This is a genomic window from Candidatus Stoquefichus sp. SB1 (genome assembly GCF_001244545.1).
Lineage (GTDB): Bacteria > Bacillota_I > Bacilli_A > Erysipelotrichales > Coprobacillaceae > Stoquefichus.
This window is the reverse complement of sequence record NZ_LN852694.1, coordinates 867569-886190: the sequence shown is the minus strand read 5'-3', so window position 1 is coordinate 886190 and position 18622 is coordinate 867569. Positions and strand designations below refer to the sequence as shown.

Below are 18622 nucleotides of genomic sequence, written 5' to 3'. Positions count from 1 at the left end.
TGAAAATGATGAACAGATAGTTAAAAATCACACACAACAAGCTGTTTTTCTAAAAAAAGTATACTCCTTCTATACTTATTATGAAATTTATGACTACATTACCTGCAACACAAGGAATATAACGATAAATATCATATCATTGACAGTAAAAGAACATATATTTTTGTAATCATTGATGTCACATCCTATATATTATATAATGGAATCACAAAAAATTGGGAGGTTATGAGATGAAGCAATATGAAACAGCGTTAATTGTGATAGATATGCAAGCTGACTATATTGGAGAAAAGAGTAAAAATAAATTTTATTCCCAAACACTGATTGATAAAATCAACGAACGTATAGCAACTGCTTCAAGACATGGTGATACAGTTATCTATATAAAAAATGTAGGCAGACGTAACAAAAAGATATACGTTTCTGAGTTTGTCGAAGGCTTGACAATTGTATCAAACTATATTGTAGAAAAAGATAAATCCAGCATTTTCAGTAATCCTACCCTATTAGAAATATTAAAAGAGAACAAAATCCATAATATAGAATGTATTGGAATTGACGGAAACTGTTGTGTTGCTTCCTCGGCAATAGATGCTTCAAAATTAGGATACTCTGTGATTTTTCCGTTGACTTATATTGGTATAAAAAGTATGGAACGTTTCTCCAAAAAAAGAGAACAGCTAACAAAAGCAAATGTACAAATCATTGAAATGCAGGAAGAAAATATTTAAAAGAGGAGATTTAATAGTGCAGAAATTACAATCGTACTAAATAGAGATAATAGCCTCATTGTCAATCAACTTGATAAAAACACGAGGATATATCATTAACAATACAAATGGAATAAGAAAAATCGAGGGAAATTAAACTCACAAAAAAACTAGCAAGAATGTAAAAAGCCACAAAAACAAAGCATTTATGTGGCTTTTAGTCTACCTTTGATATTGATAGATTATTCTAATTTTTACTGTTAAAAAAATATTTTTATCCATTGAGGAATATTATCAGGTAATGACTGCAAAAAATGTGTTATTTCTTGACTTGAGAAATTTGTTCCTTGTAGACAATAATCACCATGAACACTTGCTCCAATAGCAATATGTCCTATTGCTTTACCACCAAATGCCATTTGACTAGCAATGGCATATCCTCCACATGCATAAATTCCAACTGCCAGTCCTCCTAGTGCAACATATCCTAAAGCAACACCACCTAGTGCCATTATCCCAATAGCAACACCTCCAAATGCCAGAGCGCCTAAAGCAAAACCGCCCAAACTTAATAACCCAATTGCAATACCACCAATACTAATCACACCAATTGATATATTACCTAATGCTATTATACCTTTGGCTACTTTTTTACCATATCCAACATTAACATGCACAAGTGGAATATTTCCAATCATAAGACGACTTTTATATTCAAATTCTCTTGATTTTCTAATGACACGATGAAGTTGCTCATCAGTCATGATTATCCCTTGTTTTTTTGTCTGTTCTCCTTTCACAAGTTCATCTAGAGTCACTTCAAATAAATCAGCAATTTCAATTAATCGTTCCAATTCTGGAACTGAAATACCTGATTCCCATTTACTCACTGATTGTCTTGAAACACCTAATTGATATGCCAAATCTTCTTGCGAAAAACCTTTTTGTTTTCTTAACACTGTTAAGTTTTCTTGTAACTTCATAATTCCCCTCCTATTTGCTTCTATTATACAAAATTCAACCAGAAAAACTACCAACTCACTCTTTGAAATCTGACAACCAACAGTTGCATGTTATTAAATAGGAGCAGATGACCTTATCAAATAGATTGACTTGATAAAAAAAGACAAAACAAAGATACATTTATCATGTCTATTCATTTCGTCTTTGAAATATTTTTTATAAAATAATTTAAATCAATAACAAAGAATATCATTAAAAATATTATTCTTGAATATCTTGTAAAACAGCTTGGACTGTATTTGAAAACTTTTGAAGATCAACATTATACCAGTGCACGTCAAACTGATTTTTAAACCATGTATATTGTCTTTTGGCATATTGGCGCGAATGTTTTTTGATCAGTTCATAAACTTCATCCTTTGATATGTTTCCTTCAAAGTAATCAAACCACTCTTTATAACCAATTGCTTTCATACTTTGATGTGTTCTCTTTAATCCCTGATTATAAAGTTGTCTTATTTCTCTTTCCAAACCAGCAGCTTTCATCAAATCAACTCTCTGATTAATTCTTTCATACAAAAGATCTCGTTGTAATGTTAACCCAACAAAATAAGCATCATATAAACAGATATGCTGTTGTTCATCAACAATTTCACTTTTCTTACGCCCAGTCTGTTCATAGATTTCAATAGCTCTTAAGACTCTTTGACGATTATTAGGATGTAATTCTTTAGCACTCATTTCATCAATAGAGAAAAGATAATTGTAGAGTTGTTCATTATCATAATCCTTATACTTTTTTCTAAACATATCATGATTATCTTCTGTCTCACTGAACTTGTAATCATAAAGTGCGGCTTTAATATACAATCCAGTTCCTCCGACAATAATTGGAGTCTTTCCACGCGCTGTTATATCATCTATCCAAAAACGTACAGCATCCTGAAAATCTTTAACACTATATGCACAAGTTGGTTCTAAAATATCAATACAATGATGTGGAATTCCTTCCATCTCTGATGTTGTGACCTTAGCAGTTCCTATATTCATATCTTTATAAATTTGCATAGAATCACCACTAATAATTTCACCATTCAGCGCTTTAGCTAATTCAACACCCATTTTCGTTTTACCAACACTCGTTGGCCCAACAACAACAATTACTCTAGTCATCGAGTTTCCCAATCCCTAACAAACTATACAAAATAGATATACAAATTGATGCAACAATTGTTAATCCAAATGATGCAATTTGAAAATCAGGTGCTAATATATCCGTTGCAAGTGTTAAAATAAAACCATTAATAATCAACTGAAAGATTCCTAATGATAAAATGGTAATCGGTAATGCAATAATTGTCAAAATAGGTTTAATAAAAGTATTTAATAAAGCTAAAACAAGTGCTACTAAAAAAGCAACTGAAAAATCTTTCACATAGACACCATCAAACCAATACCCCATTAACATAATCACCCCTGCACCTAAAACAAGTTCAAAGATAATATTTGTTATTCCTTTTTTCATTTAAATCACCCTCTTAAATAATTTTTCTAATTCATAATCACTATAAAACAATATTGTTGGTCTTCCATGAGGACAAACATATGGATTCTCACATCGCATTAAATTATCAAATATAGTTTGCATATCACTTAAAGAAAGATATGTATTGGCTTTTAATGATGCTTTACAACTTAATGTTGCAATAGCATGTTCTTGTAAAGAGACAACATCTAAGTAATTTTTATGTAAAATTTCCTGAATCATTTCATCTACAAATATGTTCTCATCTATTTTTTTCATCCATAAAGGTAAACTTCTTAAGATGTAACCATGTTCACCAAAAACTTCCAGATGAATTCCTACTTTTTCTAAAACACTTTTTCTTTCTTCTAAAATGAGAAATTCACTCATTGGGTATTCCAATTGCAAAGGTACTAATAATGGCTGCATAGTTAAATCAAGATGTGAAAACTGTTCCTTATAATACTCATAGTTAATTCTTTCTTGAGCAGCATGCTGATCAACCATATACATTCCTTTTTCATTTTCACCAATTAAATAAGTTCCATGAATTTGTGCTTTTGCATAAATTTTTTCTTGAATTGGTCTTTGTTGGATTGTTGATATAGGTGTATGACTGCTTTCTTCAATTGTCTCATCTCTTTGTTGAACATGAGTATATGCTGTTTGGGGTTCTTTAAGTAAATTCTTTTGCTGTGCCAAATCTTCTTTTTGTACAATTGCCTCTTCTTTATGAAAAACAGGAGTTTCTTCAGGCAAATCAAAAGTCACTTGATCTAATTGTGGTTTAAATGTTTCACGTTCTGTTTGTTTATTTTTGACTTGATATGTTAAATTAACCTGTTGAAGAGCATTTGATACACCATTATATATCAGCTCACGTAATTCGTATTCTTTAGAAAATCTGACCTCTAATTTAGATGGATGAACATTAACATCTACTAAATAAGGATCAACCTCTATATTGACAACAGCAATAGGATAACGATTATCAGCCAAATATGCTCGATAAGCATTGTTAATTGCATCAATACTCATTGCATTTTTTACATAACGATGATTCACCAAAGTGATAATATTTGTCTTTGATGCTCGCGAAGTATCAATTTTGCTAACATATCCTTGAATTTGAAATTCATCATTTTCAAATTCAACAGGAATCATATTTTTAGCTGTTGCAATACCATACATACTGGCAATGACTTCCAACAAATTGCCTTTTCCATTTGTCTGAAAAATCAATTTTTCGTTATGATATAATCGTATTGCAATATGAGGATATGCTAAGGCAATTCTTTCAACATACTGGTGTATAGCAGCAAACTCACTATTAACTGATTTTAAATACTTTAAACGGGCGGGAACATTCTGAAAGATTTTAGTGATCGTAATCTGTGTGCCTTTTGGTAAATCACATATACCTTCTTGAAGAGACTTCCCAAATTCATATATCATAAAATAACCTGCTTCACCAGTTGATGTTCTTAAATCAAAATGACTGACTGAAGCAATAGAAGGTATAGCTTCTCCTCGAAAACCTAAAGTCATAATATTAAACAAATCCTGGTCATCTTTTATTTTACTTGTCGCATGACGTGAAAAACAAAGACGGGCATCTTCTTTTGACATACCTTCACCATTATCAACCACTTTAATCATTTGAAGTCCACCATCTTCAATATATATATCGATACGATGAGCAAGTGCATCAATACTATTTTCAACTAGTTCCTTTACAACACTAGCCGGTCTTTCAACAACTTCTCCAGCTGCAATTTTATTAGATAAAATATCATCTAACTGTCTAATTTTTGCCATTTAACCACCTCACTTATAATAATTTTTTTAATTCAATCAATGTACTTAAAGCATCTAATGGTGATAAAGACATTGGATCTATTCTTTCTAATGCTTTTTCAACTAAGCTTTCTTGAACTATCATCTCGGGTTGTTCTTGTGTTTCACTGATAACAGTTTCAATATTATTATCTTCTAAAGATTTTAAAATAATTTTAGAACGAGCAATCACTTCATCAGGTAATTTAGCTAACTGAGCAACATTAATTCCATAAGAGCGATGAGAACGTCCTGGTTTGATTTGATATAAGAAAACAATACGGTCTCCCTCTACTGATGCACTTGCATGAACATTTTGGATATGGAAACTTTCATCCATCATAGTCAATTCATGATAATGAGTTGAAAAAAGAGTAATACACTTGATATGAGTTGCAATGTATTCAATCATAGATTGTGCTATCGCCATTCCATCAAATGTTGCTGTTCCACGACCAATTTCATCAAAAATAATGAGAGAATCACGAGTTGCATAACGTAAGGCATTATTAGCTTCTAGCATCTCAACCATAAAAGTTGATTGTCCAGATATCAAGTCATCACTTGCCCCAATACGTGTGAAAATCTGATCAAAAACTGGTAAATTCGCACTATCACATGGCACAAAAGAGCCAATTTGAGCCATAATAACACACAAGGCAATTTGTCTCATATAAGTTGATTTTCCACCCATATTAGGTCCTGTAATTAATAAAATAGGTGCATCCTCATGGATATGTAAATCATTAGGTACATACTTTTGTCTTGAAATCACTTGTTCAATAACACCATGTCTTCCATTTTCGATATCTATAATATGCTGATCATTAAAAACAGGTCGAACATAAGCATTATGACTTGCTTTAGAAGCTAATGACTGATAAACATCAATTTGTGCAACAATACTTGCTACATCCTGAATCAAATGAACATCTTTTTTGATATATTCACGCAATTGAACAAAAATTTCATATTCTAAAGCAACAATTTTATCATTAGCACTGAGAATTTTTGCTTCCATCTCCTTTAATTCTGGTGTTACAAAACGTTCAGCATTAGAAATACTCTGTTTTCTTGTATATTCAAATTCATCTTTAACCATAGATAAATAACTTTTTGTAACTTCAATATAATAACCAAAAACTCTATTATAGCCAATCTTAAGCCCTTTGATTCCTGTTTTTTCTCTTTCTCTTTGTTCAAATTCACTTAACCATTGTTTTCCATTTTCACGAATATATCTTAATTCATCTAACTCTTGATTATAGCCTTGTTGAATCAACCCACCTTCTTTAACTGTTAAAGGCGGATTATCAACAATCGCCTGATCAATAACATCCGTCATATATGATAAATCTATTAATTGTTCAGCTAAGGCATTGGTATATGGATGTCCTAAAGAAAGTAACTGATGTTTTAATTCAGGAATAACTTTTAATGAAGCACCAATCCATTTGATATCTCTCGCATTCACATTTCCAAAAGCAATTCTCGCTGCCAACTTCTCCAAATCATAAATATCATTAATAATATCTTTAATCGTTTCACGTTCAATAAAATTATCAATAAGAATTTCAATAATATCCATTCTTTTTTCAATTTTCTCTTTATTTACTAATGGTCTTTCAATCCATTGTCGTAATAATCGACCACCCATTGCTGATTTTGTATCATCTAATAGCCATTGCAATGTCCCATAATTTTCATTATCTGCATTTTTAACAAGCTCTAAAGATTTTTTTGTATAAGAATCCATATAAATATAATCTTCTGTTTTCACTTCTTGTATTACTTGAATATGACCCAATTCACGTTTTTGTGTCTCAACCATATAATTCAATAATAAAGAACAAATCTTAATTTCCTTTAAATCACTAATATTTTCAAAAATCTTTTTATATTGTTCATTAAACTTATCATTGTTATATTTTGAAACAAAAACACCTTCAAAAACAAAATCATCCATAACAACTATTTCTTTTAATCCCAAAGCATCAATATGATTCTTCAATAAATGATTTTCTTTATCAAAATTAACAACAAAAAATTCTCCAGTTGAAATATCACAATATGCTAAAGTATAATGGAAATCAAAAACACCTAAAGCTCCTATATAATTATTTCTTTTCTCATTTAAAGAATGATCCATAATTGTTCCAGGAGTAATAATTTGTACAACTCCACGTTCAACTATTCCTTTTTTACCAGGATCAGTTAATTGTTCAACAATAGCAACTTTATGTCCCAAATCAATTAATTTTTGGATATAACCACTCACTGAATGAAAAGGGACGCCACACATAGGAACACGTTCTTTAGCACCAGCATTTTTTCCTGTTAAAGCAAGATCTAAGGCTTTAGAAGCCACAATTGCATCATCAAAAAACATTTCATAAAAATCGCCTAAGCGAAACATAACAATAGAATCTTGATTATCTTCTTTTATTTTTAAATATTGCATCATCATTGGTGAATATTTTTGTTTCATTTTATCACTCCTTAATAACTACAATATTATAGCATAATTTGACAAATAAAGAAAAGAATTCCTCTTGAAAACATAGGAATTCTTTAAACATTATTTAATAAAATCCGGATTAATTTCAATATCATCAAATTCATCCCAAACCTCTTCTTCATTCTTGACCTCAACCTTAATACAAGTTTCACCACTGATTTCAATCTGCATTTCTTTTTCAATTTCAATTGTCACATTTTGCTGACTATAACTCGCAGATAAACATTTAGGCTTTTCAAAACAACGTGCTTTGACCTGATCACTTGGTTCAAATTCACGGTTTTCTTTTTTACTCACCTGCATATCATCAATATATGTCACTTGATGCTTTTCAACTTGTGAGTCCATTTCATCATGACAGCTGTACCATATGTGAACATCGAAAGTCCCTATAATTTTAGGAACTCTATTTTTAATTGCAGCTTCATAATGATGATTAGAAATCCAACATCCTAATATGTCATTTGGCAATGTTGTTAAAGTAAAATTATACGTATTCTTGGATAATTTTTTGCCTTTCGCTACGATTGCCTTCGTATAAATCTCTCTTATGTTATTGCTCATAATTCCACCTCCATATACTATATGACAAAAAACATGATATAACACAATTTTTTATAATTATTGTGTGATATCATGCTATATTTTAAAATTCTTATTTATGTCTGTTACATTATTCATATGTTCAATAATCAAGTTATCATTTTTTACTTTTCTATATGAATTTTAGCCCATAATTCTATATAACAGTTTTTAGAAAATGGCTGAAAATATTTTTGAACCAATAAAGGCTCAGGAATAAACTGATGTTGAGGTAACCATATTTCGTATAAATACTGACTTGCCTTATACAATGCATCATTGACCAAAGCATTAAAATCCTCCGCTTCATAGCGGCATACAACATACTGACCTTTAGGCATAATCCTCGTTTCTAAATGAAAGGGATTATTCTTAGACTCTAGGCCAACAAAATAATGAAAATAATTTGGGTCTTCACAAGCAGTCAAAATATCTACACCTACTTGATTTTGATTCACTTCAAATTCATCCCAAAGTGATTTTAACTGATTGATTTTTGCTTCACCTATCTTTGATACAGGTGAAATAACACTTTTCCCAATAAATTGAATATCTTCTTCATTTTCAAATTTATTTATTTCAATAACCATATCATCAACAATATAAGTTTTTCCTTCTTCTATTAAAGAATAATTGAAAGCAAGATTGGGTTGAATAAAAAAATCTAAATGAATATTTGAATTTCTATAATCAGATGGTGTGATTGTATAAACATTTTTAAATACCTTTGTAAAATGACTATGACTTTGAAATCCACACGCTATTGCGATATCTAAAATATTATCGTCAGACTCCTTTAAAAGGTTAGCCGCTTTTGCTAATCTCCTTAATTGAATATATTCAGCAACATTTTTCTTAACCAAACGGCTGAAAAGACGTTGAAAATAATAAGGTGATAAATAGACTTTTTGTGCAAGTGTTTCAACATCTAAGTCATTTGATAAATTGTCTTCAATATATAAAATTATTTCCTGAATTGCCTCCCACGCAACCATTATTAACTCCTCCTTTTCTTAAATCTAGTCTATCATTTATTTTTACTTCACGCTTGTCTATAAATGCTTTATAAAGCAAAAAAGTATCTGCTAAATACAGATACTTTGATATATTTTATTGATTATGTGATGGAGTTGAGTCTTTTAAAACAACATCATGAGCTCCACCTTCAACAATACTTGTAGAAGAAACAAGTGTAATTTTTGCTTTTCTTTGTAATTCAGGAATTGATAATGCTCCACAATTACACATTGTAGATTTAATTTTTGCAAGTGATAATCCTACATTATCTTTTAATGATCCAGCATAAGGAACATAAGAATCGACACCTTCTTCAAATGACAATTTTTTATCTCCACCTAAATCATATCTTTGCCAGTTTCTTGCACGAGCACTTCCTTCTCCCCAATACTCTTTCATATATTGACCATTGATATTAACCTTATTTGTAGGTGATTCATCAAAACGTGAAAAATATCTACCTAACATAATAAAATCAGATCCCATTGCCAAAGCTAAAGTCATATGATAATCATGAACAATCCCACCATCGCTACAAATTGGGATATAAACACCAGTTCTTTCATAATATTCATCTCTAGCCTTTGCAACTTCAATAGTTGCTGTTGCCTGTCCACGACCAATACCTTTTTGTTCACGAGTGATACAGATAGATCCCCCACCGATACCAATTTTAACAAAATCAGCACCAGCTTCTGCCAAGAATAAGAAACCTTCTTCATCAACAACATTACCAGCCCCAACTTTGACTTGATCACCATAATGTTCTCTGATCCAATCAATTGTGAGTTTTTGCCATTCACTAAATCCTTCACTTGAATCAATACATAACACATCTGCACCAGCCTCAACTAATGCTGGAACACGCTCAGCGTAATCTCTTGTATTAATCCCAGCTCCAACAACATATCTTTTAGATGAATCTAATAATTCATTTGGATTAGATTTTCTTGATTCATAATCTTTTCTAAATACAAAATATTCTAATTTTTGATTTTCATCAATAATTGGTAATGCATTTAATTTGTTTTCCCAAATAATATCATTTGCTTCTTTCAATGAAACACCACTATGAGCAGTAATTAATTTATCAAATGGTGTCATGAATTCAGAAACCTTTGTTTCTTCATCCATACGTGAAACACGGTAATCTCTTCCCGTAACAATTCCTACTAATTTTCCATTCGCTGTTCCATCGATAGTAACAGCCATTGTTGAATGTCCTGTTTTTTCTTTTAATTCAATAACATCTTTTAATGTTTGATCAGGTGCAATATTGGAATCACTAGGAACAAATCCAGCCTTATATGCTTTTACCTTTCTCACCATTTCTGCCTGACTCTCAATTGATTGAGAACCATATATAAATGAAACTCCACCTTCTCTTGCTAAAGCAACAGCCATTGTATCATTAGATACTGATTGCATGATTGCTGAAACAAGAGGAATATTTAATGACAAAGCAGGTTCTTCACCTTTTTTAAATTTTACCAAAGGTGTTTTTAAATTGACATTCTTAGGCTGACATTCAGCACTAGAGTATCCAGGTACTAATAAATATTCATTAAATGTATGTGATGGTTCATCAAAAAAATATGCCATGTTTTCTCTCCTTTATCTCTTTTATATTCTATTTTATTGAAAAATTATATAGATTTTTGTCGTTTTCGTCAACCTTTTTCTTCAATTGTTGATTAATATCATTTTGAATTTGATGTAACAGTATGTTGACATCTTGTTTTAATGCTAAATAATTGTAAATAACAGGATTTTCATCAAAAGCTTTTTTCTTTCTTTCATACTCATTAATGAGTTCTTCACAATCAATCTGACTATGTTTACATTGAACGATTTCCTGTTGCATTTTTTTTAATTCATTTTCCCATTGAGCATATTGCTGATTCTCTTTAATTAATGATGCATACTTTTGATATTCCTGCACAACTTCTTGACTTAGAATCCATTGATTTAAGAGATTAGCTTTTTCTTCAATATCTTTATTCAACTTCTTCACCTTTAAGTGCCCATGTTTTGGCTTCTGTAATTTTTACTGGAACAATTTGACCAATATGATCTTTATTTCCTTTAAAGTTAACCAATTTTTGATGTGCTGTATAACCAGTTAACATCTCTTCATCTTTTTTAGAAAGACCTTCCACCAAAACTTCAACAACCTGATCCAAATATTTTTGATTTTGCATATGGGCTTTTTCATTCACAAGATCGTTTAAACGATATAAACGTTGTTCCTTTGTATGAATATCAATATCATCTTCCATTTTAGCGGCTGGTGTGCCTTCACGTGGAGAGTATATAAAAGTATATGCCAAATCATATTCACAATGTTCATATAAGCTGATTGTGTCCTCAAATTGTTCATCAGTTTCACCTGGGAAACCAACGATAATATCCGTTGTAATTGTACAGTCAGGAATTTTCTTTTTAATTCTATCAAACAAATCTAAATATTGTTCACGGCTGTAACGGCGTCCCATACGTTTTAAAACTTCACTATTGCCTGATTGTACAGGTAAATGAATAGCAGGCATGATGTTATCATACTTAGCAATAACATCAATCATATCATCAGAAAAATCCCATGGATGGCTAGTTGTAAAACGAATTCTTGGAATGCCTGTTTGAGCAACGTCTGCTAACAATGAAGCGAAATCATATCCATTATCAAAATCTTTTCCATATGAATTAACATTTTGTCCCAATAAAGTAATTTCCTGATATCCTTTATTTTTGAGATCATTTATCTCATCAAGAATTTCATTTTGTAAACGTGATCTCTCTTTACCTCGTGTATATGGAACAATACAATATGTACAAAATTTATTACATCCATACATAATATTAACCCATGCTTTATAAGGATGAGCACGATGACTTGGTAAATTTTCAATCACATCCCCTTCTTTTGACCAAACTTCTAAAATCATTTCTTTTTCAAGCATTGCCTGTTTAAGTAAAACAGGTAAACGATGAATATTATGTGTTCCAAAAATCATATCAACTTGGTGATGTTTCTCTAGAATTCTATTAATCACGACTTCTTCTTGTGCCATACAACCACAAATACCAAAGATAATGTTTGGATTTGTACGTTTCAACTTTTTAAGATATCCTATTTTCCCAAAAACCTTTTCTTCAGCATTTTCTCGAATTGCACAAGTATTCAATAAAACAACTTGAGCATCTTTAATTTCATCAGTTGCTTCATACCCTAAACTTTCTAAGATTCCTGCCAATGTTTCACTATCGCGTTCATTTGCCTGACAACCGTATGTCTGAATAAAATATTTTTGTCCTTTTCCTATTCCAATCATATCTGCTGGAACTTCATAAGCATCATCTATATGATGAATTTCATCTTTTCCTCTATGTTTTGCATCTTTTAAAGATGGACCTTTAAAATATTCACTATAATCTTTCATTCTTTCACCACTTTCTGACTCATTATATCAATTTATTATAAAATAAGAAAGAAAAAAATAAGGACAAAGTCCTTATTTTTAAATTTTTAACCAAAGAATCCGTCAGGTTGAATTGAAAAGTATAAAACTGCACCTTCAGGTGTTTTTTTGAAAAGTCCTTTACAATATGAAGCAGCTTCTTCAGGTGTTAAATCTGTTTCACACTCAATTTCAGCCTTAATTCCTGTCTTCTTTATAAATTTACATTTCACTTTATCATCTTCTAATCCATCGAAGAAGTCAATTAACTTTTGAGTTTGTGCAGTTGACATTAATAATTTACATTTTGCCATAATATTTCCTCCTTATTATCTTCTTATATTATACCCACTTTCACATAAAAAAGAAAGTCTTTTTAATGCATTTCTACATTTAAACGTAAAGACGTCACAATTTGATCATCGATAGTTAAATCATAGAAAGAAGGTATGCAATAAATCTCATAACCACCTGGAGCAATATATCCTCGTGCAATCGCAATAGCTTTCATTGCCTGATTAAGTGCAGCAGCACCAATCACTTGAATTTGAACATTTTGATTTTCACGCAAGAGACTTGTTAATGCTCCCGCCACCTTACTTGGTTTCGATGATGAAGATACTCTAATCATTTCCATAAAAATTCCTCCTTGCCCCAATATATGAAAGAACAAGGATAAATATGCTTAAAAAGAATGATCAGGATCAATACAAATGCGTTCAATTTGAATACATTGATTTTGATCATTAAATGTAAGTAATGTTGCACGTAATTGTCCGACACTTTCAGCTACTAAAAATGGTGTCATAACACCTGTTTTCATTCTTTTGATAATGCTATCCTTATCACATCCAATGACACTTTCATAAGGTCCTGTCATACCAACATCGCTCTGATAAGCAGTTCCTTGAGGAAGAATTTTTTCATCAGCCGTTGTGACATGCGTATGCGTCCCTAAAACTGCTGATACTTTTCCATCTAAATAATATCCCAAAGCTATCTTTTCACTTGTTGCTTCAGCATGAAAATCAACAATATGAATATCACTTGTATCTTCTTTTAAAACATCATCAATGGCTTCAAAAGGATTTTGGGATTTCCCATCCATAAAAGTAATTCCCAATAAATTTGTTACACGGATCTTCTTGCCTAAAATTGTTATTTCTCTACTTCCCATACCTGGTAATGCGCGTGGCTGATTGTAAGGAACAATCAAACGGTCTGCTTCATCAATGTAATCAAATAACTCTTTTTTAGCAAATGTATGATTTCCCATTGTCATCAATGAAATTCCCTGAAATAAAAACTCCTCATAATGTCTTTTATTAAGTCCTTTTCCATGTGTTGCATTTTCAACATTTGCAATCACAACATCAATTTGATATTGCTGTTTTAATTGTGGCAAATAGGTTTCAATCATTTCTCGTCCAATAGCCGCAAAAACATCTCCAATAAAAAGAATTTTCATAATCTCTTCTCCTTTAAAAAAAGATAGGTTATGCCTATCTTTTACTTTGCAATTTCATTTGCGCGCACTTCACGAATAACAGTGACCTTAATATGTCCAGGGTATGTTAATTCATTTTCAATCTTATCCCTAATATTTCTTGCTAACTGATGACTTGCTAAATCATCAACTTTATCAGGTTTAACAATTACACGCACTTCACGGCCAGCCTGAATCGCAAATACTTTATCAACTCCATCAAAACTTTTTGAAATTTCTTCTAATTTCTCAAGTCTTTGAATATAGTTTTCAATTGTCTCACTACGACTTCCTGGACGAGCGGCAGATAATGTATCAGCAGCAGCAACAATAATAGAAATAACACTTGTTGGTTCTACATCTCCATGATGTGACTCAATTGCGTTAATAACAGTTGCATTCTCACCATACTTCTTAGCAAACTTTGCTCCTAATTCAACATGGCTTCCTTCCATTTCATGATCAACTGCTTTTCCTAAGTCATGCAATAATCCAGCACGACGTGCCAACTGCTGGTTTAATCCTAATTCAGCAGCCATCATACCAGCAAAATGTGCCACTTCTAAAGAATGCTGTAAAGCATTTTGACCATAACTTGTACGATATTTAAGTTTTCCCAGCATCATGACAATTTCTTTATTAACACGTGATAATCCTAATTCAAAAATTGCATCTTCACCTGTTTTTTGAATGACTTCATTTAATTCATTTTTCGTTTTTTGAACAACTTCTTCAATTCTACCTGGTTGAATTCTTCCATCACGAATCAAAGTTTCTAATGATAATCTGGCAATTTCTCTTCTTACTGGATCAAAGCAAGAAATTGTAATAGCTTCAGGTGTATCATCAATGATCAATTCAACACCAGTCGCATTTTCAATAGCCTTAATATTTCTACCTTCTCTACCAATAATACGGCCTTTCATTTCTTCGCTTGGTAAAGCGACAACATTCACTGTACGTTCAATCGTTTCTTCTTGTGAATAACGATTAATAGCAGCAGCGATAATATCTTTTGCATATAAAGATGCTTTAGATTTAGCCTCATCTTCTTGTTCTTTAATATAAGCAGTGACTTCTGTAGCCATCTTTTGTTCTACTTGCTTAAAGAGTTCCTGTTTGGCTTCATTTGCACTCATAGCCGCTATTTTTTCTAATTCAACAATTTTTGCATCAATTTGTTCTTTTAATTGTGCCTCCAATTTACCTAGTTCTTCACTTTTTTTCTCTAATTGCTTTGCTTTATCGTCCAAAACATCTTCTTTACCTTGTAAAGCAATATCTCTACGATCGATATTCTGTTCCCTTTGCAATAGTTTATTTTCAAATTTAGTAACTTCTAAGCGCTGTTCCTTGATGTCTTTTTCAGCATCCAGCTTATATTCATAAGCTTGTGTCTTTGCATCAAGAATGGCTTCCTTTACTATATTATCAGCTTTGGCAGTTGCTTCTTCTATAATTTTTGTAGCATCAACATTGGCTTTTGATACTTTTAATTTTGTCAATACAAAATACAATACAAACCCTACAGCAACTGCTAGAACATAGGTTAAAATAGTGAGAGGTCCATTCATTTCTGGCATAATCATCCTCCTATTTCCTATGATAAATTTCATTGAGTGCGTTTTACGCACAAATTTATTATACCGTATTTTTGTGAAATTGACAATAAAATATCGAAATTATGGAATGGCTTCCACCAATGAAGACTAAAAACAGAAATTCTCTTACCTCTTCTTTACTCCTGCATAGAGTTAAAAAGGCTTCGTTTAAAACTTTTTTCTATATCTTGAATATATTGTTTTTGAATATCTATTTCTGATAATTCACTTGCAATACCCTCTAAACAAATACCTGTTATTCCATATTTATAAAACTTAATAATAAACTTTTTACGTTCATCACTGATATGCACATCAGCAAAATGAATATCGATATATTTCTTCAGAATATTTTCAATCACTTGTCCTAAAAAGTACTCTAAGGTTTCTCTATTCATTGATTGATATAAATGATAGACCGCTGTCTTATTAAAAAAAACAAATGAAAAACCAATTTCAAAGCATTCTAACCAAGTCAAATCATTATCTAAAGCATCTTCAACTTTTTGACACTCTTGTTGCAATAAACATTCCAACAACATATAAATATCTTGAAAATGGTAGTAAAAGGTATTTCGATTAACCCCACAATCATCAACAATATCCTGAACTGTAATTTTATCAAAAGGTTTTTCATTTAATAATTTAGAAAATGAAGCCATCAATGCTTTTTTTGTGAAATTTGCCATATCTTCTTACCTCCACTTTTTCCATTATATCAGTGCATATTTTGAAGTCAAAAGAAAAGCCTCCTATGAGGCTTTTTCGAGTAATTAAATATCTCTGGGGTTTTTACTGGCACTCAAATTTATTGGGGTGCCTTTTCTTTTTATATTGTTTCTTCTTTTCATTTCTATGGGGTTCTTTCTCTTTATATTTTCTCTAAATCATTATATGATTATTTTATAAAATTTACAGAAAGAAAATGGATAAACAATCGCCCCGACCAAAGTTTGATTATTTATCCTGTCCTATTGAAGAACACTATGATAATAATTCAAACTCACAAAAAAATCAAGCCTTTCAATCAGTTTGTTTATGACAGATTGATTAGAAGCATCAACTTCAATAAAATTGAGTGCTCCAGTTGTCATTCCCACAGCTGGACTTTTCATGCCTACTATGATCGTCATACTGATTTCTTCAATAGAGATATTGTTATCAGAATACTGAGAGTTCAATGCACTGATTGCGGTGTGACTCATGCAGTTCTTATTCAGGAAATGATTCCCTATTCAATTGCCGATTTCTCTGTTATCTGTTCATCTGTCAATTATTCTCAGTTCACTTATTCCTCTCATCGCTTTTTTCTCATCCATAAATATCACGATATCCCCCTTAGATACATAACCTTATGCTGGATGAACCGCAGAAATCATCCTTGTCTTTTCTATTTTCCCACATGACTTTTGTATGCCTTTCCCTTTTTCTATGTTACTTTTGTCTTAGAAACAAGATGAAAGGAGATTTTTATATGAAGGCTATCGATGCACCACCTCTTTTGGAAGATGGTGAACTGCTCAATACTACCATTATGCCTATTATTTCCGAAAATGATATTCTCAAGTTCTTCAATCTTGAAAAAGATGATATTCAGGAATTCAGAATCACCCATCAGTCAGATGGAATTTACATCTGCATCAGACTGAATGTCAAATATCATCAGTGTCCTGTATGTGGTCAGATGACTGATAAAATTAAGGATTATTCTCAAAAAAAGATTATTCATTCCGTTCTTAATTATTCCCAGTGCTTTATCATATACGAAGCCAGAAGATATCGCTGTCCTCACTGTCACAAAACATTCTTTGAACACAATCCCTTTGTATTTGGAAGTTCCAGAATCTCTGTAGCGACTGTATCCAATATCCTCAGAGATCTTAAGCTTCCCAATGAAACATTCACATCTGTTGCCAGGCGTTATCATGTTTCAGTAACCTCCGTCATCAATATCTTTGATGATCATGTCCGTATTTCCAGGAGACCTCTTCCTGCATGTCTGGGTATTGATGAGGTTTATGCATTCAAGACTTATAAAAGCAAATTTGTCTGTGTGCTGGTTGACTGTACTGACCAGAAGATTGTTGATGTCCTGCCAACACGTAAAAAGGATGACCTGATCAGCTACTTTATGCTTATTCCCAGAGAAGAGCGTGAAAAGGTGCTGTACTGTTCGTTTGACATGTGGGAAACCTACAGGATTGTTGCCAGACACGTCTTTCCCAATGCAAGCTGCTGTATCGACAAGTTTCATGTTGTTCAGGAACTGGGGCGAAGAATGGATAAAGTCAGAATATCAGCTCAGAAAAAGTACATGACACAGATCAGGGAACTTCAACAAAAAAAGAAGAATATCGGCCTTACAAAAGAAGAGGAATATATATACGAGGAAGCATCCAGACACTACTATGTGCTTAAAAAATTTAACTGGATGTTCATCTCAACTGACAACAGAATATTTGATCCCAATGAGGAAAAGAGATACAACAGAAGACTGGAAGGATACTACAACTATTATGATCTGTTTGATTATATGGTGAAGTATGACAGAGAACTTGATATCGCCTATGACCTTAAGGACAGTGTTACCCGTTTCTACAGACAGTGTCATTATGAAGACGCAAAGAAAAAACTGGAAGAAATCATTATCGACTTCAGGTGCTGTCCTATAGAAGAGATGAGCCAGTTCGCCAACACTCTGACAAGATGGAAGCAGGAAATCATCAATTCCTTTATGATTGTAGACAGGGAGAAAAACAGAAAGATGAATACTGCGATTGTAGAGAACCGCAATAAAAGCATCAAGCTGATCAAACATGCATCAAATGGATACCTGAACTGGGAACGTTTCAGAAACAAAATCTTATTTTCACTTAACAGTGATACAACCTATTATCTCAATATTATAAAAAAGGAGGACAAATAA

At 31.8% G+C, this 18622-nt stretch carries 18 protein-coding genes; 2 read left to right on the top strand and 16 right to left on the bottom strand.

Features of this window, described 5'->3' with window-relative positions:
• Window positions 1-230 precede the first annotated feature (230 nt).
• Window positions 231-731 (top strand): cysteine hydrolase family protein, encoded by a 501-nt coding sequence (locus BN1865_RS08045; RefSeq protein ID WP_050636728.1) that lies wholly within the window; start codon window positions 231-233, stop codon window positions 729-731.
• A 239-nt stretch (window positions 732-970) separates the two neighbouring features.
• Here the strand turns inward: BN1865_RS08045 and BN1865_RS08040 are convergent, their stop codons facing one another.
• The 16 genes from BN1865_RS08040 to BN1865_RS18385 form a co-directional block, all read right to left on the bottom strand.
• A complete protein-coding gene (locus BN1865_RS08040; RefSeq protein ID WP_050636727.1) occupies window positions 971-1693 on the bottom strand; it encodes a helix-turn-helix domain-containing protein in 723 nt (240 codons plus the stop codon).
• A 241-nt stretch (window positions 1694-1934) separates the two neighbouring features.
• Complete coding sequence (gene miaA, locus BN1865_RS08035; protein ID WP_050636726.1) at window positions 1935-2846, bottom strand: tRNA (adenosine(37)-N6)-dimethylallyltransferase MiaA; 912 nt, start codon at window positions 2844-2846, stop codon at window positions 1935-1937.
• Window positions 2839-3198, bottom strand: coding sequence for a phage holin family protein (locus BN1865_RS08030; RefSeq protein WP_050636725.1), 360 nt, complete (start codon window positions 3196-3198; stop codon window positions 2839-2841). Before BN1865_RS08030 ends, miaA begins: the two co-directional genes overlap by 8 nt.
• On the bottom strand, window positions 3199-5016 hold the full coding sequence (gene mutL / locus BN1865_RS08025) for a DNA mismatch repair endonuclease MutL (RefSeq protein ID WP_050636724.1): 1818 nt from the start codon (window positions 5014-5016) through the stop codon (window positions 3199-3201).
• Window positions 5017-5029: 13 nt separating this feature from the next.
• Window positions 5030-7522, bottom strand: coding sequence for a DNA mismatch repair protein MutS (mutS, locus tag BN1865_RS08020; protein ID WP_050636723.1), 2493 nt, complete (start codon window positions 7520-7522; stop codon window positions 5030-5032).
• A gap of 90 nt (window positions 7523-7612) precedes the next feature.
• Complete coding sequence (gene cotE, locus BN1865_RS08015) at window positions 7613-8116, bottom strand: outer spore coat protein CotE (RefSeq protein WP_050636722.1); 504 nt, start codon at window positions 8114-8116, stop codon at window positions 7613-7615.
• Between the two features lie 143 nt (window positions 8117-8259).
• Window positions 8260-9129 carry a helix-turn-helix domain-containing protein gene (locus BN1865_RS08010; RefSeq protein ID WP_050636721.1) on the bottom strand — a complete coding sequence of 290 codons (870 nt, stop codon included), beginning with the start codon at window positions 9127-9129 and terminating at the stop codon, window positions 8260-8262.
• A 115-nt stretch (window positions 9130-9244) separates the two neighbouring features.
• Entirely contained in the window at window positions 9245-10753 is a 1509-nt protein-coding gene (locus tag BN1865_RS08005) for an IMP dehydrogenase (RefSeq protein WP_050636720.1), read from the bottom strand.
• 28 nt (window positions 10754-10781) lie between these two features.
• Window positions 10782-11165 carry a YlbF family regulator gene (locus BN1865_RS08000; RefSeq protein WP_050636719.1) on the bottom strand — a complete coding sequence of 128 codons (384 nt, stop codon included), beginning with the start codon at window positions 11163-11165 and terminating at the stop codon, window positions 10782-10784.
• A complete protein-coding gene (gene miaB, locus BN1865_RS07995) occupies window positions 11149-12591 on the bottom strand; it encodes a tRNA (N6-isopentenyl adenosine(37)-C2)-methylthiotransferase MiaB (RefSeq protein WP_050636718.1) in 1443 nt (480 codons plus the stop codon). Before miaB ends, BN1865_RS08000 begins: the two co-directional genes overlap by 17 nt.
• 86 nt (window positions 12592-12677) lie before the next feature.
• Window positions 12678-12923 (bottom strand): hypothetical protein, encoded by a 246-nt coding sequence (locus BN1865_RS07990; RefSeq protein ID WP_050636717.1) that lies wholly within the window; start codon window positions 12921-12923, stop codon window positions 12678-12680.
• A gap of 62 nt (window positions 12924-12985) precedes the next feature.
• Window positions 12986-13246: a stage V sporulation protein S gene (locus tag BN1865_RS07985; protein ID WP_050636716.1), complete on the bottom strand. Its 261-nt coding sequence runs from the start codon at window positions 13244-13246 to the stop codon at window positions 12986-12988.
• 48 nt (window positions 13247-13294) lie between these two features.
• Window positions 13295-14077: a TIGR00282 family metallophosphoesterase gene (locus BN1865_RS07980; RefSeq protein WP_050636715.1), complete on the bottom strand. Its 783-nt coding sequence runs from the start codon at window positions 14075-14077 to the stop codon at window positions 13295-13297.
• Between the two features lie 41 nt (window positions 14078-14118).
• Complete coding sequence (rny, locus tag BN1865_RS07975; protein ID WP_050636714.1) at window positions 14119-15678, bottom strand: ribonuclease Y; 1560 nt, start codon at window positions 15676-15678, stop codon at window positions 14119-14121.
• 155 nt (window positions 15679-15833) lie between these two features.
• Window positions 15834-16385 carry a TetR/AcrR family transcriptional regulator C-terminal domain-containing protein gene (locus BN1865_RS07970; RefSeq protein ID WP_050636713.1) on the bottom strand — a complete coding sequence of 184 codons (552 nt, stop codon included), beginning with the start codon at window positions 16383-16385 and terminating at the stop codon, window positions 15834-15836.
• 282 nt (window positions 16386-16667) lie between these two features.
• Window positions 16668-16901: a hypothetical protein gene (locus BN1865_RS18385; RefSeq protein ID WP_157844080.1), complete on the bottom strand. Its 234-nt coding sequence runs from the start codon at window positions 16899-16901 to the stop codon at window positions 16668-16670.
• Window positions 16902-17170: 269 nt separating this feature from the next.
• On the opposite strand from BN1865_RS18385, the gene BN1865_RS07965 reads away from it, so the two are divergent.
• Entirely contained in the window at window positions 17171-18622 is a 1452-nt protein-coding gene (locus BN1865_RS07965) for an ISL3 family transposase (protein WP_232780323.1), read from the top strand.

Bases quoted from the DNA above. Each gene is read 5' to 3' on its own strand.
- BN1865_RS07990 (WP_050636717.1), bottom strand. From the start codon at position 12,923: ATGGCAAAATGTAAATTATTAATGTCAACTGCACAAACTCAAAAGTTA.
- BN1865_RS08045 (WP_050636728.1), top strand. From the start codon at position 231: ATGAAGCAATATGAAACAGCGTTAATTGTGATAGATATGCAAGCTGAC.
- BN1865_RS18385 (WP_157844080.1), bottom strand. From the start codon at position 16,901: ATGAGTCACACCGCAATCAGTGCATTGAACTCTCAGTATTCTGATAAC.
- miaA (WP_050636726.1), bottom strand. From the start codon at position 2,846: ATGACTAGAGTAATTGTTGTTGTTGGGCCAACGAGTGTTGGTAAAACG.
- cotE (WP_050636722.1), bottom strand. From the start codon at position 8,116: ATGAGCAATAACATAAGAGAGATTTATACGAAGGCAATCGTAGCGAAA.
- BN1865_RS08040 (WP_050636727.1), bottom strand. From the start codon at position 1,693: ATGAAGTTACAAGAAAACTTAACAGTGTTAAGAAAACAAAAAGGTTTT.
- BN1865_RS08030 (WP_050636725.1), bottom strand. From the start codon at position 3,198: ATGAAAAAAGGAATAACAAATATTATCTTTGAACTTGTTTTAGGTGCA.
- BN1865_RS08005 (WP_050636720.1), bottom strand. From the start codon at position 10,753: ATGGCATATTTTTTTGATGAACCATCACATACATTTAATGAATATTTA.
- BN1865_RS07970 (WP_050636713.1), bottom strand. From the start codon at position 16,385: ATGGCAAATTTCACAAAAAAAGCATTGATGGCTTCATTTTCTAAATTA.
- mutS (WP_050636723.1), bottom strand. From the start codon at position 7,522: ATGAAACAAAAATATTCACCAATGATGATGCAATATTTAAAAATAAAA.
- BN1865_RS07965 (WP_232780323.1), top strand. From the start codon at position 17,171: ATGAAGGCTATCGATGCACCACCTCTTTTGGAAGATGGTGAACTGCTC.
- rny (WP_050636714.1), bottom strand. From the start codon at position 15,678: ATGCCAGAAATGAATGGACCTCTCACTATTTTAACCTATGTTCTAGCA.
- BN1865_RS08010 (WP_050636721.1), bottom strand. From the start codon at position 9,129: ATGGTTGCGTGGGAGGCAATTCAGGAAATAATTTTATATATTGAAGAC.
- BN1865_RS07985 (WP_050636716.1), bottom strand. From the start codon at position 13,246: ATGGAAATGATTAGAGTATCTTCATCATCGAAACCAAGTAAGGTGGCG.
- mutL (WP_050636724.1), bottom strand. From the start codon at position 5,016: ATGGCAAAAATTAGACAGTTAGATGATATTTTATCTAATAAAATTGCA.
- miaB (WP_050636718.1), bottom strand. From the start codon at position 12,591: ATGAAAGATTATAGTGAATATTTTAAAGGTCCATCTTTAAAAGATGCA.
- BN1865_RS07980 (WP_050636715.1), bottom strand. From the start codon at position 14,077: ATGAAAATTCTTTTTATTGGAGATGTTTTTGCGGCTATTGGACGAGAA.